At 37.0% G+C, this 24,466-nt stretch carries 16 protein-coding genes and 1 tRNA gene; 10 read left to right on the top strand and 7 right to left on the bottom strand.

All coding sequences use genetic code 11. The features are described from left to right. The first annotated feature begins 15 nt into the window (after nucleotides 1–15). The 4 genes from E1750_RS09125 (at nucleotide 16) to E1750_RS09110 (ending at nucleotide 5,137) form a co-directional block, all read left to right on the top strand. Complete coding sequence (locus E1750_RS09125) at nucleotides 16–2,616, top strand: amino acid adenylation domain-containing protein (protein ID WP_133276480.1); 2,601 nt, start codon at nucleotides 16–18, stop codon at nucleotides 2,614–2,616. Continuing rightward, a complete protein-coding gene (locus E1750_RS09120) occupies nucleotides 2,603–3,406 on the top strand; it encodes a 4'-phosphopantetheinyl transferase family protein (RefSeq protein ID WP_133276479.1) in 804 nt (267 codons plus the stop codon). The genes E1750_RS09125 and E1750_RS09120 overlap by 14 nt, the downstream gene beginning before the upstream one ends. A gap of 125 nt (nucleotides 3,407–3,531) precedes the next feature. After that, on the top strand, nucleotides 3,532–4,767 hold the full coding sequence (locus E1750_RS09115) for a metallophosphoesterase (protein WP_133276478.1): 1,236 nt from the start codon (nucleotides 3,532–3,534) through the stop codon (nucleotides 4,765–4,767). Between the two features lie 73 nt (nucleotides 4,768–4,840). Beyond that, the gene (locus E1750_RS09110) at nucleotides 4,841–5,137 is read left to right on the top strand and encodes a thioredoxin family protein (protein ID WP_133276477.1); all 297 of its coding nucleotides are present in this window, start codon (nucleotides 4,841–4,843) and stop codon (nucleotides 5,135–5,137) included. On the opposite strand, the gene E1750_RS09105 is transcribed toward E1750_RS09110, so the two are convergent. Beyond that, nucleotides 5,134–5,787 carry a polysaccharide deacetylase family protein gene (locus E1750_RS09105; RefSeq protein ID WP_133276476.1) on the bottom strand — a complete coding sequence of 218 codons (654 nt, stop codon included), beginning with the start codon at nucleotides 5,785–5,787 and terminating at the stop codon, nucleotides 5,134–5,136. The two genes, E1750_RS09110 and E1750_RS09105, sit on opposite strands and share 4 nt — an antisense overlap. Before the next feature lie 78 nt (nucleotides 5,788–5,865). Further along, nucleotides 5,866–9,138: a glycosyltransferase family 117 protein gene (locus tag E1750_RS09100; RefSeq protein ID WP_133276475.1), complete on the bottom strand. Its 3,273-nt coding sequence runs from the start codon at nucleotides 9,136–9,138 to the stop codon at nucleotides 5,866–5,868. Nucleotides 9,139–9,369: 231 nt separating this feature from the next. Here E1750_RS09100 and E1750_RS09095 point away from each other — a divergent pair. Then, nucleotides 9,370–9,440, top strand: a tRNA-Gln gene (locus E1750_RS09095). Nucleotides 9,441–9,534: 94 nt separating this feature from the next. Here E1750_RS09095 and E1750_RS09090 read toward each other — a convergent pair. Then, a complete protein-coding gene (locus tag E1750_RS09090) occupies nucleotides 9,535–10,359 on the bottom strand; it encodes a universal stress protein (RefSeq protein ID WP_133276474.1) in 825 nt (274 codons plus the stop codon). Between the two features lie 180 nt (nucleotides 10,360–10,539). Between E1750_RS09090 and rimP the strand changes: the two genes are divergently transcribed. From rimP to infB, 3 genes are all read left to right on the top strand, one after another. Beyond that, on the top strand, nucleotides 10,540–11,004 hold the full coding sequence (gene rimP, locus E1750_RS09085) for a ribosome assembly cofactor RimP (protein ID WP_133276473.1): 465 nt from the start codon (nucleotides 10,540–10,542) through the stop codon (nucleotides 11,002–11,004). Nucleotides 11,005–11,017: 13 nt separating this feature from the next. Continuing rightward, on the top strand, nucleotides 11,018–12,271 hold the full coding sequence (gene nusA / locus E1750_RS09080; RefSeq protein WP_133276472.1) for a transcription termination factor NusA: 1,254 nt from the start codon (nucleotides 11,018–11,020) through the stop codon (nucleotides 12,269–12,271). 166 nt (nucleotides 12,272–12,437) lie between these two features. Continuing rightward, nucleotides 12,438–15,314 (top strand): translation initiation factor IF-2, encoded by a 2,877-nt coding sequence (infB, locus tag E1750_RS09075; RefSeq protein WP_133276471.1) that lies wholly within the window; start codon nucleotides 12,438–12,440, stop codon nucleotides 15,312–15,314. A 75-nt stretch (nucleotides 15,315–15,389) separates the two neighbouring features. Here the strand turns inward: infB and E1750_RS09070 are convergent, their stop codons facing one another. Further along, on the bottom strand, nucleotides 15,390–16,487 hold the full coding sequence (locus E1750_RS09070) for a Fic family protein (RefSeq protein ID WP_133276470.1): 1,098 nt from the start codon (nucleotides 16,485–16,487) through the stop codon (nucleotides 15,390–15,392). Between the two features lie 184 nt (nucleotides 16,488–16,671). On the opposite strand from E1750_RS09070, the gene E1750_RS09065 reads away from it, so the two are divergent. After that, entirely contained in the window at nucleotides 16,672–18,453 is a 1,782-nt protein-coding gene (locus tag E1750_RS09065) for a 1-deoxy-D-xylulose-5-phosphate synthase (RefSeq protein WP_133276469.1), read from the top strand. A 23-nt stretch (nucleotides 18,454–18,476) separates the two neighbouring features. Further along, entirely contained in the window at nucleotides 18,477–19,592 is a 1,116-nt protein-coding gene (locus E1750_RS09060; RefSeq protein WP_227873863.1) for a DUF3078 domain-containing protein, read from the top strand. 3 nt (nucleotides 19,593–19,595) lie between these two features. Here the strand turns inward: E1750_RS09060 and E1750_RS09055 are convergent, their stop codons facing one another. From E1750_RS09055 to E1750_RS09045, 3 genes are all read right to left on the bottom strand, one after another. Continuing rightward, nucleotides 19,596–20,942, bottom strand: coding sequence for a deoxyguanosinetriphosphate triphosphohydrolase (locus tag E1750_RS09055; RefSeq protein ID WP_133276468.1), 1,347 nt, complete (start codon nucleotides 20,940–20,942; stop codon nucleotides 19,596–19,598). A gap of 339 nt (nucleotides 20,943–21,281) precedes the next feature. After that, nucleotides 21,282–21,914, bottom strand: coding sequence for an NYN domain-containing protein (locus E1750_RS09050; protein WP_133276467.1), 633 nt, complete (start codon nucleotides 21,912–21,914; stop codon nucleotides 21,282–21,284). Between the two features lie 134 nt (nucleotides 21,915–22,048). Continuing rightward, nucleotides 22,049–24,454, bottom strand: a complete 2,406-nt coding sequence (locus E1750_RS09045; protein WP_133276466.1) for a ribonucleoside-diphosphate reductase subunit alpha — start codon at nucleotides 24,452–24,454, stop codon at nucleotides 22,049–22,051. Nucleotides 24,455–24,466 lie beyond the last annotated feature (12 nt).

Genomic DNA, 24,466 nt, shown 5'->3' with positions numbered 1-24,466 from the left:
TTCAAAAAAATATCTATGATACAACCAATAGCTAGTATAAATAGTAAGGAAACAGACACCATAGTAGATCTTTTCGTGCAACAAGTGGCGCGAACTCCAGATGAAATAGCGGTTGTTTTCAAAGATCGACAGCTTACTTATGGTGAACTAAATACGCTATCAAATCAGCTTGCTCACTATTTAATCCTTGAAAAAAGTCTAGTTAGCGGTGATTTTGTTGGACTGATGCAAGACCGAAGCGAAATGTTGATTGTCAGTATATTGGGCATTCTTAAATCAGGCGCTGCCTATGTCCCAATAGATCCGACCTATCCCAAACAAAGAATAGAATATTTGCAACATGACTGCAATTGTAAATTTACCTTAGATAATGAATCTATTGCCAATTTTTTAGCGGCAAAAGAAAATTATGCTGCTACTGCCCCTTCTGGGGTATCTTTAAAACCGAACGACTTGGCCTATATAATATATACTTCAGGAAGTACCGGTAAACCTAAAGGAGTAATGATTGAACATCAAAATCTTTTGCATTACTTATGTAGTGTTAGTGACTATATTGATGCCAATTCCAACCATTCCGGCTGTTTCGCACACCTTTCCTTATCTTTTGATGCGAGCATTACCGAAGTTTTTCTCTCGCTACTATTTGGCAAGAAAATAGTTGTAAGTTCAGGAACTGGATTAAAAATTTTTGATGATGTTAATTTGTTAAAGTATGCCCCTTATGATTTTATAAAACTAACGCCTTCGCACATAAGCATACTACTTTCTGTCATAGGTAAAGAGCCCCGAAACCAACTAGTTACTAAATTTATTATCGGAGGCGAAGCCTTATACAATTATCATATTAATCAATTCAGATTAGCGGGCATAGATGCCAAAATCGTTAATGAATACGGACCAACTGAAGCCACGGTGGGATGTAGTGTCTATGAATTCAATATTTTTGATACTCCCCAAGCTAGTGAAAGCATTCCTATTGGTAAACCAATTTCAAATAGTCAAATTTATGTTTTAGATGAAAATAAGAATCTTTCGCCAGCGGGAGAAATAGGTGAAATTTACATCGCAGGCAACGGAATAGCAAGAGGATATTTTAATCGTGAAGAGCTAACTTCAAAGAAATTTTGCAATAACCCATTCGACGCTAGAACCAAAATGTATAAAAGTGGGGATTTAGCGAAATGGTTACCCGATGGTAATCTTATGTTTTTTGGAAGAATTGATGAACAGGTCAAAATTACAGGGCATCGCATTGAATTAGCCGAAATCGAGGCTGCTTTAATAGCGATACCACAAATAAAGCTTGCTTGTGTGGTACTCGATGCGCATGTGGGTTCCGAACCACGTCTTATTGCCTACCTTCAACCCACAAATAGTATAGATAAACATCCTAATCTCCGTGAAGAATTATCCAAAGTGGTACCAAGTTTCATGATTCCTAATATTTTTATGTGGGTCAGCGATTTTCCGCTAACTACAAATGGAAAAATTGATAAAAAAAGCTTACCTGCCCCAGAATATATCCGAGAAAATGTAGATACACAACTAAGAAAGCCAGGAACGGAAATTGAAAAAGAAATCGCAAAAATGTGGAGTGAAGTTCTTCAGCTAAAAGAGATTGCAATTGATGACGATTTTTTTGAAATGGGTGGAACCTCAATTATGGCAGTACAAGTTGTAGCTGAGATAGAAAAAAGCACGGGCAAACGTTTTCCTTTATCCGTATTGTTTGAATATTCAACTGTAGAAAAATTTGCTAAACTAATAGATGAAGATGCTGAACATCAAGCAGATTGTATCGTTCCCATAAAATCAAACGGAAGCAAAGTACCTCTTTTTATGGTTCACGGCGGTGGTCTCGATGTTTTGTATTTTGCCAATATGAGTAAACACTTAGATGAGGATCAACCTTTTTATGGCATCCAAGGTGTTGGCACTAAGAGTTTCGATGATTGGTACACCTCTGTCGAAGATATGGCAGCAAATTATATTGAAGCAATACTTAAAGTAAACCCAAATGGCCCATATGCAATAGCCGGTTATTGTGTCGGTGGAATAGTCGCATTTGAAATTAGCCGACAATTGCTGCAACAGGGAAAAAACGTTAGTTTAACCGCAGTTCTGGACTCCTACGCTGATTCCTCCTACTACTATAAAACATACCAACAAAAAAAAATAATTAGACACTATCTTCGCACGCGAAGACGACTACTGTATTTAACAGAAATGCTCACGAGTGTGAAGGCTTTTAAGAAGCGATTAAATGCCAAAAAAGAGTATATCCTCAAGAAACATTTTGAGGAGAATAATACGCTATCAGAGCAGGACGAACTGGCATTTCAGCGATTTGTGGAGGCGACAGGAATGATGCATCGTATCCTTGACCAGTATCATCTAAAGCCACAAAGTGTAAAAATAGATGTGCTACGATCCAAAGATGATAATATGCGCGGGGTAAGTCCAAAACACTTGGGTTGGAAAAAAGCGGCACGTAAAGGAATTATAATACACGATATACCGGTTAGTGATTTCGATATGCGAATAGCTCCCCACGACAAAATTTTAGCTACCATGCTTCAAGATCTTTTAAACGAAAGACATGCCGGAATCTAAACTTTTTATTTCAGCTATTACTATAGAAGAACAGAAAGCTTCGTCACTCAACACTTATTCATTGGGCCCAGATGATGTGCTAATTTATACGTTGCATTTGCCAGAATACATTGAATTAACAAAAGAGTTAATTCATTTTCTAAATGCCGATGAACTGGATCGAGCCAACCGATTTTATAGAGAAAAAGACCGAAATCAATTTATTATTTGTAGGTCTATTTTGAAAATTATTTTAGCGGAGCACGCCAATACAGAGTTAAAAAACATTACCCTTGATTATCACTTTAATAAAAAACCATACCTTGGTTCGCACCCTTGGCTGCATTTTAATATTTCGCATTCCGAGGACTTCGCGGTGATTGCCATTTCGAAATGCAAGTTGGGAATCGATGTCGAATTTGTATCTAAAGATTTCGACTACCTGCCGCTCCTTCCCGAAGTCTTTACCGAAAATGAAATTCTATTTGTACAAGAGGCCGAAAATAAGGAATATGCATTTTATTGTCTATGGACCCGAAAAGAAGCCTTTGTAAAGGCAATAGGCCAGGGAATCAATGATGATTTTAAAATTGTTCCCGCACTAAATGGGCAATATAATATTCAGTCGGCAGAAGCCAATTCTGATCAAAACTGGTACATTTATGGTGTTGAGTTGGCAGAATGCTATTTGGCCGCAGTAGCTTTCCAAAGCTTACCAACAGGTTCAAAAAATATAAAAGTCTGTACTGTGCCAAAAACAGTTGAAGATTTATTAGAGTTAACAAAATCAACAGATACTAAATCTCAATAGGAAACAATTGAAAAAGAGAATGCACTTTTTTGAAAAAGCAACTATTCTTACTAGTTAAAGTTTTTATAATGAAGTCATTTCGTTTCTTCATTCTTCGTTAATTTGCACAAAAATTTAGATCCTAGATGTTATCACGCCTTTTAATTCCTTTGGTGTTGCTTTTTGTAATTGAAATCTATGCGTTTCAGGCATTTCGAACCGTAGTGAAAGCGAAACCATTTGTAGTTTCCTATATCGTAGTAAGTGCCTTAGTCTTAGCTTATATTATTTATTCATTTACGCAATTTGATCGTAAAATTGGACAAACGCCACAAACCATGCAAACGATGGGCTTGCTCTTGATGGTGTATTTGCCTAAAATCATTTTGACTTTAGTATTGTTTGGCGAAGACATTTATCGCGTAGGCTATGGAGCCATCAATCATTTTGCGAATTTCGATGACAATACTAATTTTCTTGCTTCAAGGCGAAAATTTGTCAGTCAGATTGGATTAGGGATTGCCGCTGTACCTTTTTTATCGTTAATCTATGGTATTACCACCGGAAAATACAATTATAAAGTCATCAAGCAGGCCATATTTTTCCCTGATTTGCCCGATGCTTTCGACGGTTTTACGATAACCCATATATCCGATGTGCATAGCGGTAGTTTTGACAATCCGGACAAAATTAATTATGCTATTGATTTAATCAATGAACAAAATTCGGATATGATTCTGTTTACTGGCGATATTGTCAATACTCATGCCAAAGAAATGCACCCTTGGATAGATACTTTCAAAAGAATTAAAGAACACAAATACGGAAAGTATTCTGTTTTGGGCAACCACGATTATGGCGAATATGTTTCTTGGCCAACTGAAGCAGACAAAGAAGAAAATTTCCAAAACATTAAAAAATTATATGGCCAAATCGATTTTAAATTGATGTTGAACGAGCATACCTTTATCGAAAAAGAAAATGACAAAATAGCCTTGGTTGGAGTAGAAAATTGGGGAACAAATTTCAAAAAGGTAGGCGATATTAATTTGGCTTCGGCTAATTTGGATAAAGATGATTTTAAAATATTGATGAGTCACGATCCAAGCCATTGGGATTGCGAAGTGAAAAATCATCCTAATAATTATCATTTAACCTTGTCTGGTCACACACATGGAATGCAGTTTGGAATAGAAATTCCGGGCGTAATTAAATGGAGCCCCATTCAATACATTTATAAACAATGGGCTGGTTTGTATGAGAATATGGGAAGGTATATCTATGTAAACCGAGGATTTGGTTTTCATGCCTATCCGGGAAGGGTTGGGATTATGCCCGAAATCACTGTAATCCAACTAAAAAAAGGTAAGAATGTGGCATAATTCGTTTAAAATGCTACATTTGTAAAATAAAAGCTTTTTTCAATAGATTTAAAAAATTAAATTCATTGGTTTTATGTCAAAATTTGGAGAACTTATAAGCACCCAAGTCCCTGTGTTGATCGATTTTTACACAGATTGGAATGAATCATCCGTATCGATGCATCCTGTAATTAGAGATGTTGCCGCAGCTTTGGGCGATAAGGCCAAAGTGATCAAAATTGATGTGGATAAAAATCAAGAGTTAGCCGAAGCATTGCGCATCAAAGGACTTCCTACTTTGATGATTTATAAAGGGGGTCAAATGATATGGAGACAATCAGGAGAACTCGATGCCAATTCGATCATCAATTTGGTTCAGGAACACTTTTAGGTCAATTTTTCAAAAACAAATCCTTTTTTAGTTAAAATTTCTAAAACTTTAGGCAAAGTGTATTCCAATCTTGGAAAACCTTTTACGCTGTCGTGAAAAACGATAATACTTCCTGATTTGGTGTTTTTCAATACGTTTTCAGTACATTTTTCAGCCGAAATAGAAGTGTCGAAATCAGCGCTCAAAACATCCCACATTATTATTTTATAGCCTAGTTCTCGCAGTTTTTTGGCTTGTGAGGATTTTATTTTGCCGTAAGGCGGACGGAAGAGTTTGTTGTTTGTTGTTTGTTGTTTATGGTTTGCAGACTGACCACTAATCGCCGAACACTGAATACTATTTTCTAAATATTTAGCGGTCGATGTTTTCCAACCATTCAAATGATCAAACGTGTGATTTCCTACAGTATGTCCGTTAGCAATTACTTTCTCGAAAATTTGAGGATGTTTTTCGATGTTGTTGCCAATGCAGAAAAAAGTTGCTTTGGCTTTGTATTTTTCTAATTCTTGCAAAACCCATTCGGTTATTTGGGGCGTTGGACCATCGTCGAATGTCAGGTAGATTTTGTTTTCAGCATTGGGGATTTCCCAAACATAATTGGAAAATAGTCTTTTAATAAAACGGTTTGTTTTTACCCAATAGAAATCCATTATTCGAATGTTTAAATGCAATAAAAAATGTAGCGTTATTATGTAATAGCGCTACATTTGGTTTTTGATTCAATAAATTTATTCTCTATCTCGTCCAAAACGGTCAAACATTTTAATATAGGTATTAAATGCCGGTCTGCTTTGGTTGTACATTTGCACATCGCCACTTTCTTTCATTACCGTCAATAAACTTCGGTAGCGTTCGATATCAGTAACGATGTCAACGGCTAAATCGACTTGATCCGCCGAGCTTAGCGTGCCATAATAATTCAAGTTTTCGTGGTATTTTCCAATCAATTTTTTGAGCAATTGTTGCGCTTTTGCTTTTTCACCTACTTCATAATAGCCGCGTGCAAAGGGTTCTATCATCGAATAATAACCAAATTTTTCGACAGGCATTTCCGTAATCGACAATTCGATTACTTTTTTGGCTTGGTCTAGTTTTCCTTCGGCAATTAACTTGTCCATTAATCTGGACAGCACCGAGCGGTATGAAATGCTGTTTTTTCTGGTTTCAGGGTCGTGATAAATGTCTCCTTTGCTATTACCCCAATCCCATTTCATTACAATAGAATACATTTTGTCGGCATCAAGACCTCCCATATCCATTGGGTTTGTGTCTTTGTCAATTTTCGTTTTTAAAGGAACCAATTTGTAAATCATCCCTTCCAGTTGAAGGTAGTTTTTCATCCAAAGGTAATCTTCGTCCTCAAAAGCACCGGGACTAAAATAAACAGGTCTTTTCCAGTTGTTGTTGGCGATCAAGTCCAGCATCATCAAACGGTTTTTGTACAAGGCATTGCCCTTGATGTCAATGTCAATGTAGGAAACAATGGAATCATTGTATTTTGCAGATACAACTTTGTTTTTGATGATGTTGTTTTTGTCAACAGGAATCCTGATTTTATTGGTAGGATAAAAATGAATCGTTTGTCCGTTTTGAAGCTCGACTGTGGATTTTGGGATTTTAATAAAATTGATAAAATCTTTGATTTCCCAACGACTTTCTGATTTCGGAATATAAGCAGTGTAATCTAATTTGTCGCCCACATATTGGTCGTGTGTAAAAGAAATGGGCAAGGGATTCGATTCGTAGGTTTTGCTTTTCATTTGGTCAATATACCAGTCGGTCATAAAGAGACTTGTATTGACAATTTTTACATCGGTTCGAACGTGTTCGATTTCTTGGGCGTACCAGAGCGGGAAAGTGTCGTTGTCACCAATAGTGAATAAAATCGCATTCGGGTCACAGGATTCTAAATAGGCTTTTGCCAATGCGGTTGCAGTGTATTTTCCCGAACGATCGTGGTCGTCCCAGTTTTGGAACGCCATCAAAAAAGGTACGGCAATTAAACTGGCACCAATGACTATTGGACCAGCAATTTTTGAACTCAAATAGTTCTGGGCGCTTTCGTACAAGGCATACACCCCAAACCCTATCCAAATAGCGAAAACGTAGAATGAACCTACTAAGGCATAATCTCTCTCGCGTGGTTCAAATGGTCTTTCGTTGAGGTAAATTTTCAAGGCAAGGCCCATAAAAAGAAACAAAACTAAAAGGACGTAGAAACTTTTTCGGTCCCGACTGGCGTGATACATTATTCCGATGAGACCCATAATCAATGGCAAAAAGAAATACACATTGCGTCCTTTATTATTCAGCACGTCCGAAGGCAAGTTTTGTTGTGTTCCTAAATGCAATTCGTCTATAAATGTAATCCCACTGAGCCAGTTTCCATCCTGATAGTCGTATTTTCCTTGAATGTCATTTTGACGTCCAACAAAATTCCACATCAAATACCTGAAATACATATAGCCAAATTGGTATTCGGCCATAAATCGCAAATTGTCAAAAGTGCTTGGTTTTTCGACGATTAAATAATCACTATAGGTACGCAAGAATTTGACATAGTCATCATTGTCGAGTTCTTTTTGGGCGTAGGCTTTTCGGAATTCGACAACCGTTTTTTCGATTTCATTTCGGAGTTGAGCCGTCGCACGGCCTAAATCCTCTTCCGAAAGTTTGCTGGGGTCAACACCATATTTAGACAAGTCGTCCTCATAAGGATAATCAGGGTTTAGTCGAAATTCAGGTGGATTGGAGAAACTGATGTAATTGGCAATATTATCGCCGCTCCACAATCGAGGAAGAATGGTCTTATGATTGTCGTCGCTATTTTGCTCTGCATTTTTAAAATTATTTACAATAACGTATTTTCCTGTTGTATAATCTCTCTCGTAGTTAGGGGCTTTGTCTAAATAGGGATTGTCTTTATCTAAACCTGAAAATGCCTCTGTATATTGTGGTCCGTAGAACAAGGGATTCGAGCCGTATTGTTCGCGATTATAATACGCTAAAACTTCTCGAGCATCCGAGGGTTTGTTTTCATTAATGACTGTATCGGCATTAGCACGAATGGGTAACATCATCCAAGTCGAAAAACCGATCAAGATGAAAAGGATGCATAAAATCAAGGTGTTGGCTTTGATCAGTCCTTTGGATCGTGTGTATTTTAGACTAAAGTAAAAGAAAGCAATCAGCAGTAAAAAAACAAAAATCGTCCCGGAATCGAAAGGTAATCCCAATTCGTTGACCATAAAAACTTCGGTTTTTCCAAAGAAGGCCATCGTCAAAGGCAATAATAATTTAAATATAAATAATAAAATAGCCACCACAACAATATTGGCAATAATGAAATTCTTGATGGTTACTTCTTTGTAATGTTTGAAATAATAAAGAAAACCAATAGCTGGAATGGTTAATAATGCCATAAAATGCACTCCAAAAGTAAGTCCAACTACCAGAGAGATCACCAAAAGCCATTTGTTGCCTTTAGGAGAATCCATATCTTGTTCCCAGCGCAAACCCAACCAAAATAGCAAAGCTATAAATAAGGAAGCCATAGCATATACTTCGGCTTCAACAGCACTTGCCCAGAAACTATCCGAAAAAGTATAAGCCAAAGCGCCAACAAAAGAGCTACCTAGAATGACAATGGAATTATTTTTATTTATTTCACTGTACTGCGAAATTATTTTTTTCAGAATCATCGATGAGGACCAAAACATAAATAGAATCGTAAAGGCACTCGAAAATACAGACATCATATTGACCATCAAAGCTATATGTTGGTTGTCAATGGCAAACATTGAAAAGAACGCGCCAATCATCTGAAACAAAGGGGCTCCAGGAGGGTGTCCTACTTGAAGTTTTGCCGAAGTAGCAATATATTCTCCACAATCCCAAAAACTCATTGTGGGTTCAACTGTCAGTGTGTATACGAGTAATGCGATTAAAAAAGCAAACCAACCTGTGATGGTATTCCATTTATTGAAGTTAAATGTAGTCATATTTTGATGCTGAGATTTTAGTTTTTTTGCGATTACAAAGAAAATGTTTTTTTATTGAAAGACACCTGCATTAACAAAAATTTCCATAAACATAACTGTTTTATTGTGATATTGCCCTTTAAAAAATGGGGTGTAATGGAGGCGAATAAAAGTTTTTTAATAAAAAAAGAATAAAAATTTGTAAAAATTAAAATTTGTATTAAATTTGCACTCGCTTAACAGCAACGGTATTGGTCTATGGTGTAATGGTAACACAACTGTTTTTGGTGCAGTCTTTCTAGGTTCGAGTCCTAGTAGACCAACAAAAAAAAACCTCTCACAATCAGAGAGGTTTTTTTATGCAATATAGTGACACAACGATCTTGTTAGCGGGTCAATTATAATTATAGACCAAAATCAAATCTTAAATGTTATTACGGGTTTCACTGCGTGATTCACCATATCCTCACCGAGGCTTCCATTAAAAAAATGAGCCAAACCCGTGCGTCCGTGCGTGCACATTCCTATCATATCAGCATGAACGCTATTGGCAAAATTGATAATTCCGTTTTCGATGTTGGTGTCATTGTAAATATGTGTAGAATAATTATCAATATCGAAATTGGCTAAATAATCCTCCATTATTTTCTCAGTCCGATGGGTGGTTTTGAAAGAGGCGGGGGTGCAAATGGTCACGAAATAAAGTTTAGAATTAAATATTTTGGCTAATTCAAGCATTTTGCGAAATGGTTTTTTGGTCTCTTTTGAAAAATCAGAAGCAAAGACAAAATGGTCTGCCTTGAACTCTTTCGTCCCCTTTTTGATGACCAATACTGGAATCTTGGAGTACCGTACGATTTTTTCAGTATTCGAACCCACTAGCAATTCATTGAATCCCGAGGTGCCGTGAGAACCCATTATAATTAAGTCTGCGTGATTTTTTATGCTAGCATCAATAATGCCTTCGTCGACTTTTTTAAATTCGATAGATTCATAAATCTCAAGGCCTTTCAAAAAAGGAGAATCCATCAGTTTTTCGAGCTTTTCAATGGCTTTGTTTTTAAAAAAGATGATCTCTGGAATGCTATTGCCATTGCCAAAAGCATCAGTAGCTTGATGTGGTAATTCGAGCAAATGCAAAAGTATGATTTCGTAATTATTTTTTTGGGCGAGTTGAGCGGCTACTTTTAACGCTTCAACTGAATAATCAGAAAAATCGACAGGTACTAAAATCCGTTTCATAACAATAAGTGTTTAAAAAATTGGACAAAAGGAGCAATAAATTTGCTTGATTAAATTTACAAATTTTTTTCAACATAATGCCATGATTTTTGATTTATAAAAAATAACACTATATTTGCACAGTTATTTATTAAAAAACTAGATAATGAGGCACGCATAGCGTGCCTCTTTTTATAAAATATGACATTTAAAGATAAAGTAAACGGCCTATTAATTGAGGGATTGAACGATAAACCATCGGTTTTTCTGATCGATTTGACAATTACAGATAGTTTCAAAATTATCGTGACTCTAGATGGCGATAATGGTGTGGCTTTGCAGGATTGTATTGACATAAGTCGCGCAATCGAAAATAATTTGGACCGCGAAGAGCAAGATTTTTCGCTAGAAGTAGCCTCAGTTGGAGTGGGTTCGCCATTGAAAATGGTTCGCCAATACAAAAAAAATGTAGGCAGAACCTTAATTGTGAAATTAGCAACCGAAACTATTGAAGCAGAATTAGTTGAAGCTAATGATAATTTTATAATTTTGTCGTGGAAAGCCAGAGAAGCCAAAAAACTAGGAAAAGGGAAGGAAACGGTTCAAAAAAGACAAGAAATACCGTATACAGAAATAAAAGAAGCAATTGTTACAGTAACATTTTAATTAAATAGTTGGCATGGAAAATTTAGCATTAATCGATTCATTTTCAGAGTTTAAAGATGATAAACTTATTGATCGTGTAACGCTTATGGCGATATTAGAAGATGTGTTTAGAAATGCATTGAAGAAAAAATTTGGTTCAGATGATAATTTCGACATTATTATCAATCCCGATAAAGGAGATATGGAAATCTGGCAAAGAAGAGTAATCGTTGCCGATGATGATTTGGATTTAGAACATCTTGAAATTACCTTGTCTGAAGCTAGAAAAATTGAACCTGATTTCGAAATTGGAGAAGAAGTTTCGGAGGAAGTCAAATTAATTGACCTTGGAAGAAGAGCGATTTTGGCTTTGCGCCAAAACTTGATTTCCAAGATACACGAACACGACAACACCAATCTTTACAAACAATTCAAAGATTTGATTGGCGAAATTTATACTGCCGAAGTACACCATGTTCGCCCAAGAGTAGTAATTTTGATCGACGATGACGGAAATGAAATCGTTTTGCCTAAAGAAAAACAAATTCCATCTGACTTTTTCCGCAAAGGAGACAATGTTCGTGGTATCATCGAAAGTGTGGAATTGAAAGGCAATAAACCGCAAATTATTATGTCTAGAACTTCTGAAAAGTTCTTAGAAAAATTATTTGAACAAGAAATTCCAGAAGTTTTCGACGGATTGATTATGGTGAAAAATGTAGTGAGAATTCCAGGCGAAAAAGCGAAAGTAGCCGTAGATTCTTATGATGATAGAATTGACCCAGTAGGCGCTTGTGTGGGAATGAAAGGATCTCGTATTCACGGGATCGTACGTGAATTAGGAAACGAAAATATTGATGTAATCAATTATACTAGCAATATTCAATTGTATATCACTAGAGCTTTGAGCCCTGCAAAAGTTTCTTCTATCAAAATCAATGAAGAAACCAAAAGAGCAGACGTATTCTTGAAGCTTGAGGAAGTCTCCAAAGCTATTGGTCGAGGTGGACACAATATAAAATTGGCAGGTCAATTGACAGGTTACGAACTTGACGTTATTCGTGAAGGTGATGTGGCCGGTGCTGTCGCAGATGAAGATGATGTGGAATTAACAGAGTTTTCAGACGAAATTGAAGAATGGGTCATCGAAGAATTTGCAAAAATTGGTTTGGATACTGCCAAAAGTATTTTGAATCAAGATGTAGATGATTTGGTAAGAAGAACAGACCTAGAAGAGGAAACGATTCTAGATGTAATGAAAATTCTAAAAGAAGAATTTGATAGTTAGTCAATTCTTCAAAAATTAAATTTTAAACCTTATTTTTCCTCTCCAACAGAGAGTTAGTGTGAGGAACAAATAAAAAAACATCATACTGATTTCTTTCTTCATTGCGGTAACGTATCAAATTGGGAAGGGTTAAGGTGAGAAAAAAAGGTAATATTAAAAAGGTTTTATGTCTGAAGAAAAAGTTATTAGAATAAGTAAAGTTTTAGCAGAATTAAATATTTCTTTCGGAACAGCAGTCGAATGTTTGAAAGGAAAAGGGATAGCTATTGAAGCCAATCCAAATGTTAAAATTTCAGACGACGTGTATAACGTTTTATGTAAAGAATTTGCCGGGGATAAAGGCAACAAAGTGGCTTCATCCGAAGTCAGCAAAGAAAAGCTGAAAGAAAAAGAAGCTTTGCGTTTGGAACGTGAACGAGAAATCGAGGAAAAACGTAAACAAGACGAGGAACGCGCCAGAAGTCAAGAGGTGATTAGAGCCAAAGGGTCTATTTCGGGGCCAGTACACGTTGGGAAAATTGACCTTAATCCTAAAAAAGCAGTTGAAGCGCCAAAACCACAAGCTGTTGTTGAAAAAACTCCAATTCCTGCTGTTGAAATTCCTAAAGAAAAACCTGTGACTAAGGAACCAGTTGCAGTTGAAGCTCCACAGAAAGAAGCGGTATCAGAAAAAGCAATTGTTGAAAAAATAGAGACAAAACCCGTTGCCGAAATAAAAGAAACTAAGCAGGAGGCGGAAGCGCCTAAAAAAGTCGCTGCAGTGGCAATTGAAACTCCAGCTGAAGAGACAATAACTACAAAATATACCAAATTATCGGGCGCTACATTAACAGGTCAAACGATAGATTTATCTCAGTTTAATAAACCTAAGAAGAAAAAAGAAGACCCGAAAATTACGCCTAACAAACCTGGAACTCCTGGAGCTCCCGGAAGTGCGGCTAATAATGCCAATAAAAACAAAAGAAAACGGATTGCACCTAAGCCAGGTGCGCCTAGGCCGCCAGCAGTTCCTGGAGCTCCGGGTGCGCCAAATCCAAATAAAATCACTCCAAATGCTGGTGGGTTTAATGCCAACAGAGGAGCCAGACCTGGCTTCGTAAAAGGAGGCAGACCAGCAATCACTGCAAAGGTAGAGCCAACCGAAGAAGAAGTTAAAAACCAAATTAGAGAAACTTTAGAGAAACTTCAAGGAAAAGGGAGCAAATCTAAAGCCGCTAAATATAGAAGAGATAAAAGAGAAACGCACCGTCAAAAATCAGATGACGAGCAAAGAGCGTTAGACGAAGGTAGCAAAACTATAAAAGTTACCGAGTTTGTAACCGTTGGTGAAATCGCCATTATGATGGATGTGCCAATTACTAAGGTTATTGGAACTTGTATGTCACTCGGAATTATGGTGACTATGAACCAACGTTTGGATGCAGAAACATTGACTATTGTTTGTGATGAATTTGGATACGAAGTCGAATTTATCACGGTAGATATCGAAGAGGCCATTCAAGTGGTTGAAGACAAAGAGGAAGATTTAGTTTTCAGAGCGCCAATTGTGACCGTAATGGGTCACGTCGATCACGGTAAAACCTCTTTATTGGATTATATTCGTAAGGAAAATGTTATCGCGGGTGAATCAGGAGGGATTACACAGCACATTGGGGCGTACGGGGTAACTTTAGACGATGGTCAAAAAATTGCTTTCCTTGATACACCGGGTCACGAAGCCTTTACAGCGATGCGTGCTCGTGGAGCTCAAGTTACCGATATCGCTATTATCGTTGTAGCTGCCGATGACGATATTATGCCACAAACCAAAGAGGCGATTTCTCACGCTCAGGCTGCTGGTGTTCCTATTATTTTTGCCATCAATAAAATTGATAAGCCCAATGCTAATGTAGAGAAAATCAAAGAAAAATTAGCAGGAATGAATTTACTTGTTGAAGATTGGGGTGGAAAAATCCAATCGCACGATATTTCAGCTAAATTTGGTACAGGTGTTAAAGAATTATTAGAAAAAGTATTATTAGAAGCGGAGTTGTTGGATTTAAAATCCAATCCAAATAAATCAGCTCAAGGAACCGTTGTCGAAGCGTTCTTGGATAAAGGAAAAGGATATGTTTCTACAATATTGGTACAACACGGAACTCTTAGAGTGGGAGATTATATGTTGGCCGGAAAACATCATGGTAAAATCAAAGCCATGCACGACGAAAGAGGTAATGTTGTGAAAGAGGCAGGTCCTTCAACACCAGTTTCAGTTTTAGGATTGGACGGCGCTGCAACAGCAGGGGACAAGTTCAACGTTTTCGAAGACGAGAAAGAGGCCAAACAAATTGCTGCTAAACGTTCTCAATTAATGCGTGAACAATCTGTGCGTACTCAACGTCATATTACATTGGATGAAATTGGACGTCGTATCGCTTTGGGTCAATTTAAAGAATTGAACATCATCCTCAAAGGGGATGTGGATGGTTCGGTTGAAGCCTTATCGGATTCGTTCTCTAAATTATCTACGGACGAAATTCAAATCAATATCATTCACAAAGGGGTTGGAGCGATCACTGAAACCGACGTAATGTTGGCTTCTGCATCGGATGCAATCATCATCGGATTTAATGTTCGTCCTGCTGGAAATGCCAGACAATTGGCCGACAAAGAAGAAATCGACATCCGTTACTATTCTATCATTTACGCAGCTATCGACGACTTGAAAGATGCGATGGAAGGAATGTTGGCGCCAGAAATGAAAGAGGAAGTGCTTGGAACTGCCGAAGTTAGAGAGTTATTCAAAATTTCTAAAGTGGGAACCATTGCCGGATGTATGGTTATGGATGGCAAAATTGCCAGAAATGCCAAAATCAGAATCATTCGTGAAGGTGTTGTCGTTCATACTGGTGAATTAGTTGCCTTGAAACGTTTCAAAGACGATGTCAAAGAAGTGGCCAAAGGTTACGATTGTGGTATTCAAATAAAAGGATACAACGACATCGAAGAACGAGACGTTATCGAAGCCTTCCACGAAGTAGCCATCAAAAAGAAATTGAAATAAAATTTGGAACTATTGATAAGAAATCCCGAGCAATCGGGATTTTTTTTAGCAATTTATTTCAGCATGCCTACAATCTTAAAGATGCAAGTCATAGCTTCGACTTCTTCCTTCTCCTTTTGGAATCAAAATACTTTTTTCGGCCAAATCTTGTAAATCTCTTGTGGCAGTTGCTCTCGAGGTTTTTGTGATAGAAACATATTTTAAAGCTGTCATTCCTCCTTCAAAACCAGCAAAACCGTTTTCAAACATTTTCAAAACAGCTTTATTTTGTCTTTCATTCATTTGATTTTTAAAACGGTCTATAAATTTCGTTTTACCTAATGTAAAAAGTACATTTTGTTTGGCATTTTTCTGGGATTCTAAGACCAATGTAGAAAAATAAAGAATCCAATCTGTAATTTCTAAAGTTCTTTGAGCTTGCTTTAAGGATTCGTAATATTGTTTTTTGTTCTGTTCAATAGTACTTGAAAGACTCATCAAAACAGGGCGATTCAAAGATTCCGACAAACATTTTTCGGCAAGGGCTCTACCAATTCTGCCATTACCATCTTCAAATGGATGAATGCTTTCAAAATACAAATGCGAAATGGAAGTTTTGACTAAAGCTTTTTTAATATCGGTGGGTTTTACTTCAAAATCAGTGTACCAATCGATAAAATTTTTCATTTCAACCGAAACATGGCTAGATGGCGGAGCTTCAAAATGGATAATTTCTTTACCATAAGATCCTGAAACAATTTGCATAGGTTCCTCTCCACTTCTATACTCGCCAGGATTAACGCGCTTGGAATATTCCATCAGAATAGCGTGCCATTGTTTTATTGAGGATTCAGTCAGCTTTTCAGCATAGGAATTTCGAACCGTGACCATCAACTTTCCAATTCCTTGTGCGTTTTTGTCTCTAATTTGACCAAAATCTCCAAAGCCAAGATTTTTCTTAATTGAAGACATTACATCTTGTCGGCTAAAAAATTCGCCTTCAATTTCCGAAGTCTTGACAGCCTCCGAAATCATAAATTGCAAAATAGTTTCTTGCTGAATCTCGGTTGATAACGAATCGACAAGTCCTTTTAGCTCCCCGGTTTCCAATGCAAAATCCATACACAATACATCTATTACAGCATCGTTATATTTGAATTTTGTCCAATCGGGTAATTGCCAGTTGTATTTCATTGAGGCATTTATTTGTGTTAATCGCCTCAAATATAATCATTTTTTGAGGCGATTAGTAAAAATAATCGCCTCATTTATTAGAATTAGCCAATTTTAAGGAAGAATTATGTTCAGAATATAATTTGTCATACGCTTTCAAAAACAAATTTCAAATTAAAATCGTAAATTCGCTTTTTAAATTAAAATGAAAAGCAACATACTCGAAAACATCAACAATCCAACCGATTTACGCCAACTCGATGAAGCACAACTTCCGCAATTGGCGCAAGAATTGCGTGATTTTATTATTGGTGTTGTGGCTGTTAAAGAAGGTCATCTCGGCGCAAGCCTTGGCGTTGTTGAACTCACGATTGCTTTGCATTATGTTTTTGATACGCCCAATGATCTCTTGATTTGGGACGTAGGGCATCAAGCTTATGGACACAAAATTTTAACCGGAAGAAGAGAAAATTTCCACACCAACCGCCAACTGAACGGAATTTCCGGTTTTCCAAAACGAAGCGAAAGTATATACGATGCTTTTGGAGTGGGACATTCGTCGACTTCGATTTCGGCAGCTTTAGGAATGGCGATTGCTTCTAATTTAAAAGGCGATTTCGAAAAACAACATATTGCTGTCATTGGTGATGCTTCCATAGCATCGGGAATGGCGTTCGAAGGATTGAATCACGCTGGAGTTACCGATGCTAATTTATTGGTGATTCTCAATGATAACGCCATCGGGATTGATCCAAGCGTTGGTGCATTGAAAAACTATCTCACTGCTGTGAAAGAAGGGAAAAACCCGAAGAAAAATAATATGATTCGGTCTTTGAATTTTGATTATTCAGGACCCATTGATGGACATGATATTTTTGCAGTTATCAAGGAATTGAAAAGACTGAAAGAAGTAAAAGGACCTAAATTCCTTCACATTATTACCACAAAAGGGAAAGGTTTACAACAAGCCGAAGACGATCAAGTAAAATACCACGCTCCCGGAAAATTTGATGCTGCAACTGGGGAAATCCATCCAAAATCTGATGGAAATCTGCCGCCAAAATACCAAGATGTTTTTGGTTTGACGCTCTTAGATTTGGCAAAAGTCAATGAAAAAATTATTGGAATCACGCCTGCAATGCCGTCAGGAAGTTCGTTGAAATTTATGATGGACGCTTTTCCAAAACGCGCTTTTGATGTGGGGATTGCCGAGCAGCACGCCGTTACTTTATCTGCCGGAATGGCGACCCAAGGAATGGTCGTTTTTTGCAATATTTATTCCACTTTTTTACAACGAGCCTACGATCAAGTCATTCACGACGTGGCTTTACAAAATTTACCAGTCATATTTTGTTTGGACAGAGCGGGCTTGGTTGGCGAAGATGGAGCTACGCATCACGGCGTTTTCGATTTGGCTTATTTGCGTTGTATTCCCAATATAATCATCTATTCGCCTTTGAATGAAATAGCGTTGAGAAACATATTGTACACGGCGCAATTGGGTTTGAATCATCCTATAGCTATTCGTTATCCGCGAGGTCGTGGTCAAATAGTGGATTGGCAATCCCGACAGTTCGGGACGTATGAAAAAATTGAAATTGGGACTGCAAATTGCCTGCAAAATGGAATGAATATCGCTGTTCTATCCAACGGAACCATTGGCAATAATGTGACTTTGGCATTGGCTGAAATAGATTATCCCGAAAATTTTGCACATTATGATTTTGCTTTTGTAAAACCTTTGGATGAAAATATGTTGCATTTCATTTTCAATACCTTCAACGATATCATTACTATTGAAGATGGTGCTATCAAAGGTGGTTTTGGCACAACTATTGTTGAGTTTGCAGCTGAAAATAAGTACAGTTCTAACATAGTTACACTTGGAATTCCTGATGAATTCATCGAACAAGGTTCTGTTGATGAATTACAACAATATTGCAAAATTGACGTTTCAAGCTTATCCATTATGTTTTCTAACTATTAAAAATACAACAAAAAAAGTTAACAATGAAGTTCTATTTTTTCTTCTTTCTGTTTCTACTCCAGCTAATCTCAAAACCTCTTTTTTCTCAAAACCCAGTCCCTGTTTATAAAGATTCTATTCCAGTTTCTAGGGACACCATTCAAGTTCCTACGGATAGCATTCAAGTTTCTAGAGACTCGGTATATTCTATTTTGGAGGCCAAATTTATTCCAAAAACAAAATTGGTTGTAAAGCCAACTAAGGCGCTTAAAGTCACAAAAAAGCAACCAAGAATACCTGTGACAGTGTCTAATTGGAAAAACAAAAATATGATTGGCTTTGATTTAAGTCAAATTGCCTTTGTCAATTGGAATGCAGGGGGAACTAGTTCTGTGTCGGGATTGTTAAAGGGAGAATTTACTCGAATACGATCTGAGGTGAATAGTGAGTGGGTAAGCGAAATGGGATTTAGGTATGGTCTTAACAAACAAGATGGTCTAGACTTACGAAAAACAGATGATGAATTCCGTTTCAACTCAACATATGGTTATCGAAAAGACACTCTTTCGCACTGGTATTATAGTGTAAAGTTGAATTTCAAGACCCAATTTTCCGACGGATATAAGTATCCCAATACCGATAATGCAATTTCAAAACCGTTTGCGCCAGCGTATACTTTTTTAGGAGTTGGAGCTAATTATTATATTAAAAAAAAGGTGTTTGACATCTATATATCTCCCCTAACTCTTAAAAACACTTTGGTTTTAGATCAAGAACTCGCCAATAGTGGCGCATTTGGGGTTACTGAAGCAACCTATGACGCTAACGGAAATGTCATAAGTCCAGGAAAAAAGTCGAGAACCGAAATGGGATTTTTATTTACCAATTATTATAAAAAAGAAGTCTGGAAAAACATCACTTTAGAAAACCGACTGAGTTTATATACGGATTATATCAACAACTTCGGAAACATTGATGTAGAATGGAGAGCTCAATTGGAATTTGTTGTCAATCAATATGTCAAAGCAAACATTGGCTTGCATTTGATTTATGACGACGATGTAAAAACGATTGAAGAAATAAACGGTCAAGATGTCGAATCAGGCGCCAAAGTACAGCTAAGACAAGCACTTGGAATAGGAATGGTCTACAATTTCTAAGGATTAATTGGTTTTTCGACCGTTAATGGTTTCGTATAATTCTAGTGCGTTTCCATCGGTCAAAAGGGAAACAAAATGGCAAATATGAAGCAGTCTTTGGTACAAATCTTCTTTTTCTTCTAAGAATTTTTCAGGTAACATTTTCAGTAATAATTTATCATAATTAGACGAATTTCCTTCGAATTTGTTGTTGAAAGCGGTAATGAATTTGTCCAACAAGGTTTGAATAATTTGGTAGCCAACAATTTCTTTTTCAATCACTTCGCGACTTTGATAGATGTTTTTCACGCTCAATTTGATGATGTCATCCATCTGCACTTTGTATTTGCTTTTATCGGTCAACGCATACGGGAAACGCCCTTCTAAAATGGCTTCTTCATTTTCAATAAATACCTTCACCGCATCGTTGATTAAACTGCCAATAGCCAAGGCGCGCAAATAACTAATGCGATCTTCTTTGGTGGTTAAGGTATTGTATTTTGCAGCATCGATGCTGTCTTTAACTAGTTTTATCAAATATTCTAAAGCAAAATCCTCGGATACCAGCCCTAAGTTGATTCCATCTTCAAAATCGATAATCGTGTAACAAATATCATCTGCCGCTTCGACTAAGTAAGCTAATGGATGTCTTTCGAAACCTATGTCTTCTCCATCTTTATTGGGAATCATACCTAATTCCAGTGCTACATCCTGAAAAAAAACTTTGTCATTTTGAAAGAATCCATATTTTTTGTCGGCAATATTGGAAGTTGGTTTTTTGGGTAAACTTTCCTTGGGATATTTCATAAATGCGCCTAGAGTTGCATAGGAAATTCGCAATCCACCTTCAATTCCGGGACGACTGGCTGTAAGTACCGAAAAACCATTGGCATTGCCTTCAAAATCGACTAAATCCTGCCATTCTTTGACCGAAAGTTGGTCTTTGTATTGTTGCCCTTTTCCAATCGAAAAATATTCGCCAATCGCTTTTTCGCCCGAATGACCAAAAGGCGGATTTCCGATATCGTGTGCCAATGAAGCTGCCGCAACGATGGCTCCAAAATCATTCGCCTGAAAACCGTGAACGGCCTTTAAATGGGGGTATTTTTCGATAATTTTTTTGCCAACCAATCTGCCGATGGAGCGTCCTACAACCGAAACTTCTAAACTATGCGTCAATCGTGTGTGCACAAAATCGGTTTTCGAAAGGGGAATCACTTGTGTTTTGTCCTGCAAACTTCTGAAAGCCGACGAGAATATAATGCGATCATAATCCACTTCAAAACCCAAGCGCGTGTCGTCTTGTTCTATTCGTAATCGTTTGCTTGTGTCGCCTTGGCGTTTTAGTGATAAAAGTTGTTCCCAGTTCATTGTGCGTTTTTAGTTTTAGCGAATATATGAAAAAGGAGTTATTTTAAATAAAAACAGTCATCAAAATTGACTCTCGAACCTTTTTTTGCTATTTTTTAAATAATTGAAAACAAGCATTTTGCTGCGGTATCTAGCCAAAAATCATAACATTTTATAAAAAATTAATTTTTAATACAAAATTATAATATCTTTGTAGAAGGATTTTACATCAATAGATGTTTAAATATTTGGATTGGGGTGTGCCCGGTCGATAACAAAGACTGATTTATCAGTCTTTTTTTTATGGAAATAATTTTAATCCGTGTCGATTTCTGTTTTAGAAAATCAACAAAAACTAAATCACCAAGTTTTAGGCTTGCTTAATTGATAGCCATCTTTTTTAGCAACTTTTTCTTCAAATTGACTTTCTACAAGTTTTTTTCGTCCTATTGTCAACGAACCTTTTGCAATCAAGGCAACGGATTGATTGTGACGTTTTGGAGGGAAAGCAACAAAAACTCGTTTGCTTTTAAATATTTCGTGTACCGCTCTCATCGGTGGCACTAAATCACTATCGCCAGATATTAGCATTGCCATATCATATTTATCTTGATAAGCATCAATTAATATATGAGTTGCTATATTGACATCCGTCATTTTTTCATTAAATTTTGGCCAAACATTTTTACATCGTTTACATTCAATCGTATCGGATTGGTAATTTCCATAAAATATGTTTACCCCAACACTTTCTAAAGCTTCTATATAAGTATTTTGTCTTTTTTGTTTGTCAGGATTATTACTGACTCTACTGGTAAAATACTTTACATCAACCAGTTCTTGATTTGAGTGTAATAAATTATGAACTAATAGATTTAAATTTAACCACTTGCAATAATCAAAACCAGCATCTAACATCCCGAAATATAAGTTAAAACCATCTACATAAACGATAACTCTTTCTTTTTTTGTTAAAATAGTTGTTTTACTCATACTTTATATATTATATTTGCAACACAATAACAACACTAAAGATAGCATCTTTAGTCCGACGCCTCGAAAGAGGCGTTTCTATTTTTTACAAATTTGGTTTTTAAAAGAATACTGATAAATTCTAAATTATCTCATTAACTTCCGCACATTTCGCAATCTTCCGGTCCGGCATTTTTGGCCATTTCAATCATTGCTCTATATTCTTCGGCAGTCATTTCAACTGTTGTGGTAGTGGCTTCTACTTCTTCTGCAATGGGAGCTGGAGCTGCTTTTTTGTCATTATTCAAGGTAAATTTGATCGCATCCACCGCCGATTTAGTTCTCAAATAATACATTCCCGTTTTCAATCCCGATTGCCAAGCGTAGAAGTGCATTGAGGTCAATTTCGAATAATTAGCATCTTGCATAAACAAGTTCAATGATTGCGATTGGTCAATAAAATAACCACGTTGGCGCGACATATCGATAATGTCTTTCATCGACATTTCCCAAACGGTTTTGTACAATTCCTTCAAATCTTGTGGGATATCAAGCGCTTGTACTGAACCGTTATTACGCATCAATTCTTGTTTCAAAGTTTCGTTCCAAAGACCGCGCTCTACTAAATCGTGTAACAAATGTTTGTTCACCACAATAAATTCTCCTGATAAAACTCTTCGGGTGTAAATATTTGAAGTATAAGGTTCGAACGCTTCGTTGTTACCCAATATTTGCGATGTCGAAGCTGTTGGCATTGGCGCAACCAAAAGTGAGTTTCTCACTCCGTGTTCCATCACTTCTTTTCTCAAAGAAGCCCAATCCCATCGACCCGAAAGTTCTTCGTCTTTCATTCCCCAAAGGTTGTGTTGGAATTCACCTTGCGAAATTGGAGAGCCTTTAAAAGTGGAATAAGGTCCTTCTTCTTTGGCCATTTCCATCGAAGCAGTTACAGCGGCAAAGTATAAGGTTTCGAAAATTTCTTGATTTAATTTTTTGGCTTCGTCGCTTGTAAACGGCATACGTAGCATAATGAAAGCATCGGCAAGACCTTGAACTCCAAGTCCTACAGGGCGATGTCGAAGGTTAGAATTTTCGGCTTCTTTTACTGGATAATAATTTCTGTCGATTACTCTGTTCAAGTTTTTTGTAACACGCTTGGTTACATTGAATAATAATTCGTGGTCAAATTTTCCGTTTTCAACAAACATTGGCAACGAAATAGAAGCCAAATTACAAACTGCAATTTCATCTTTGGAAGTGAATTCCATAATCTCGGTACACAAATTCGATGAACGAATGGTTCCAAGATTTTTCTGGTTCGATTTTCTGTTGGCTGCATCTTTGTACAACATATAAGGAGTTCCTGTCTCGATTTGAGATTCTAGGATTTTCTCCCATAATTCACGGGCTTTTACAGTTTTTCTGCCTTTTCCTCTTTCTTCGTAGGAAATGTATAATTTTTCAAATTCTTCTCCGTAAACGTCATACAATCCTGGACATTCATTGGGACACATCAAGGTCCAATGAGCATCTTCTTGCACACGTTTCATAAACAAATCCGATGTCCACATTGCAAAGAACAAATCTCTGGCGCGCATTTCTTCTTTTCCGGTATTCTTTTTCAAATCCAAAAATTCGAATATATCAGCATGCCAAGGTTCTATATATATTGCAAAACTTCCTTTGCGTTTTCCTCCACCTTGATCTACATAACGTGCCGTGTCGTTGAAAACTCTCAACATCGGCACAATTCCGTTTGATGTTCCATTAGTACCACGAATATAGGAACCTGTCGCACGAACATTGTGTATAGAAAGTCCAACACCACCAGCCGATTGTGAAATTTTGGCGGTTTGTTTCAGTGTGTCATAAATACCGTCGATACTGTCGTCTTGCATAGCCAAAAGGAAACAAGATGACATTTGCGGTTTTGGCGTTCCTGCATTGAATAATGTTGGAGTGGCGTGAGTGAAGAATTTTTTCGACATCAAGTCGTAAGTTTCTATTACTGATTTCAAATCGTCTAAGTGAATTCCAACCGAAACACGCATCAACATATGTTGCGGACGTTCTACAATTTTACCGTTGATTCGCAACAAATACGAACGTTCCAAAGTTTTGAAACCAAAATAATCGTAGTTGAAATCTCTATTGTATATAATGTGTGAATCCAAGTATTCAGCGTTTTCCATAATTACTTTATGTACTTCTTCTGAAATCAGAGGTGCTTTAAGATTCGTTCTCGGATTGATATAATGATACATTTCGTTCATTGTTTCCGAGAATGATTTTTTGGTATTGGAATGTAAATTCGAAATTGCAATTCGAGCTGCAAGTTGAGCATAATCGGGATGTGCAATGGTCATCGAAGCCGCAGTTTCGGCAGCAAGATTGTCTAATTCTGAAGTAGAAACACCGTCATACAATCCTTCGATTACTCGCATCGCCACTTTTACAGGTTCTACTAAACCATTCAGTCCGTAGCATAGTTTTTTAATTCTATCCGTGATCTTGTCAAACATTACAGGCTCTTTGTGGCCATCTCTTTTTACTACGTACATAATTTTTCAGTT

It is taken from the genome of Flavobacterium nackdongense, assembly GCF_004355225.1.
In the GTDB taxonomy this organism is placed as follows: Bacteria; Bacteroidota; Bacteroidia; order Flavobacteriales; family Flavobacteriaceae; genus Flavobacterium; species Flavobacterium nackdongense.
This window is presented reverse-complemented; position numbering and strand designations above follow the sequence as displayed.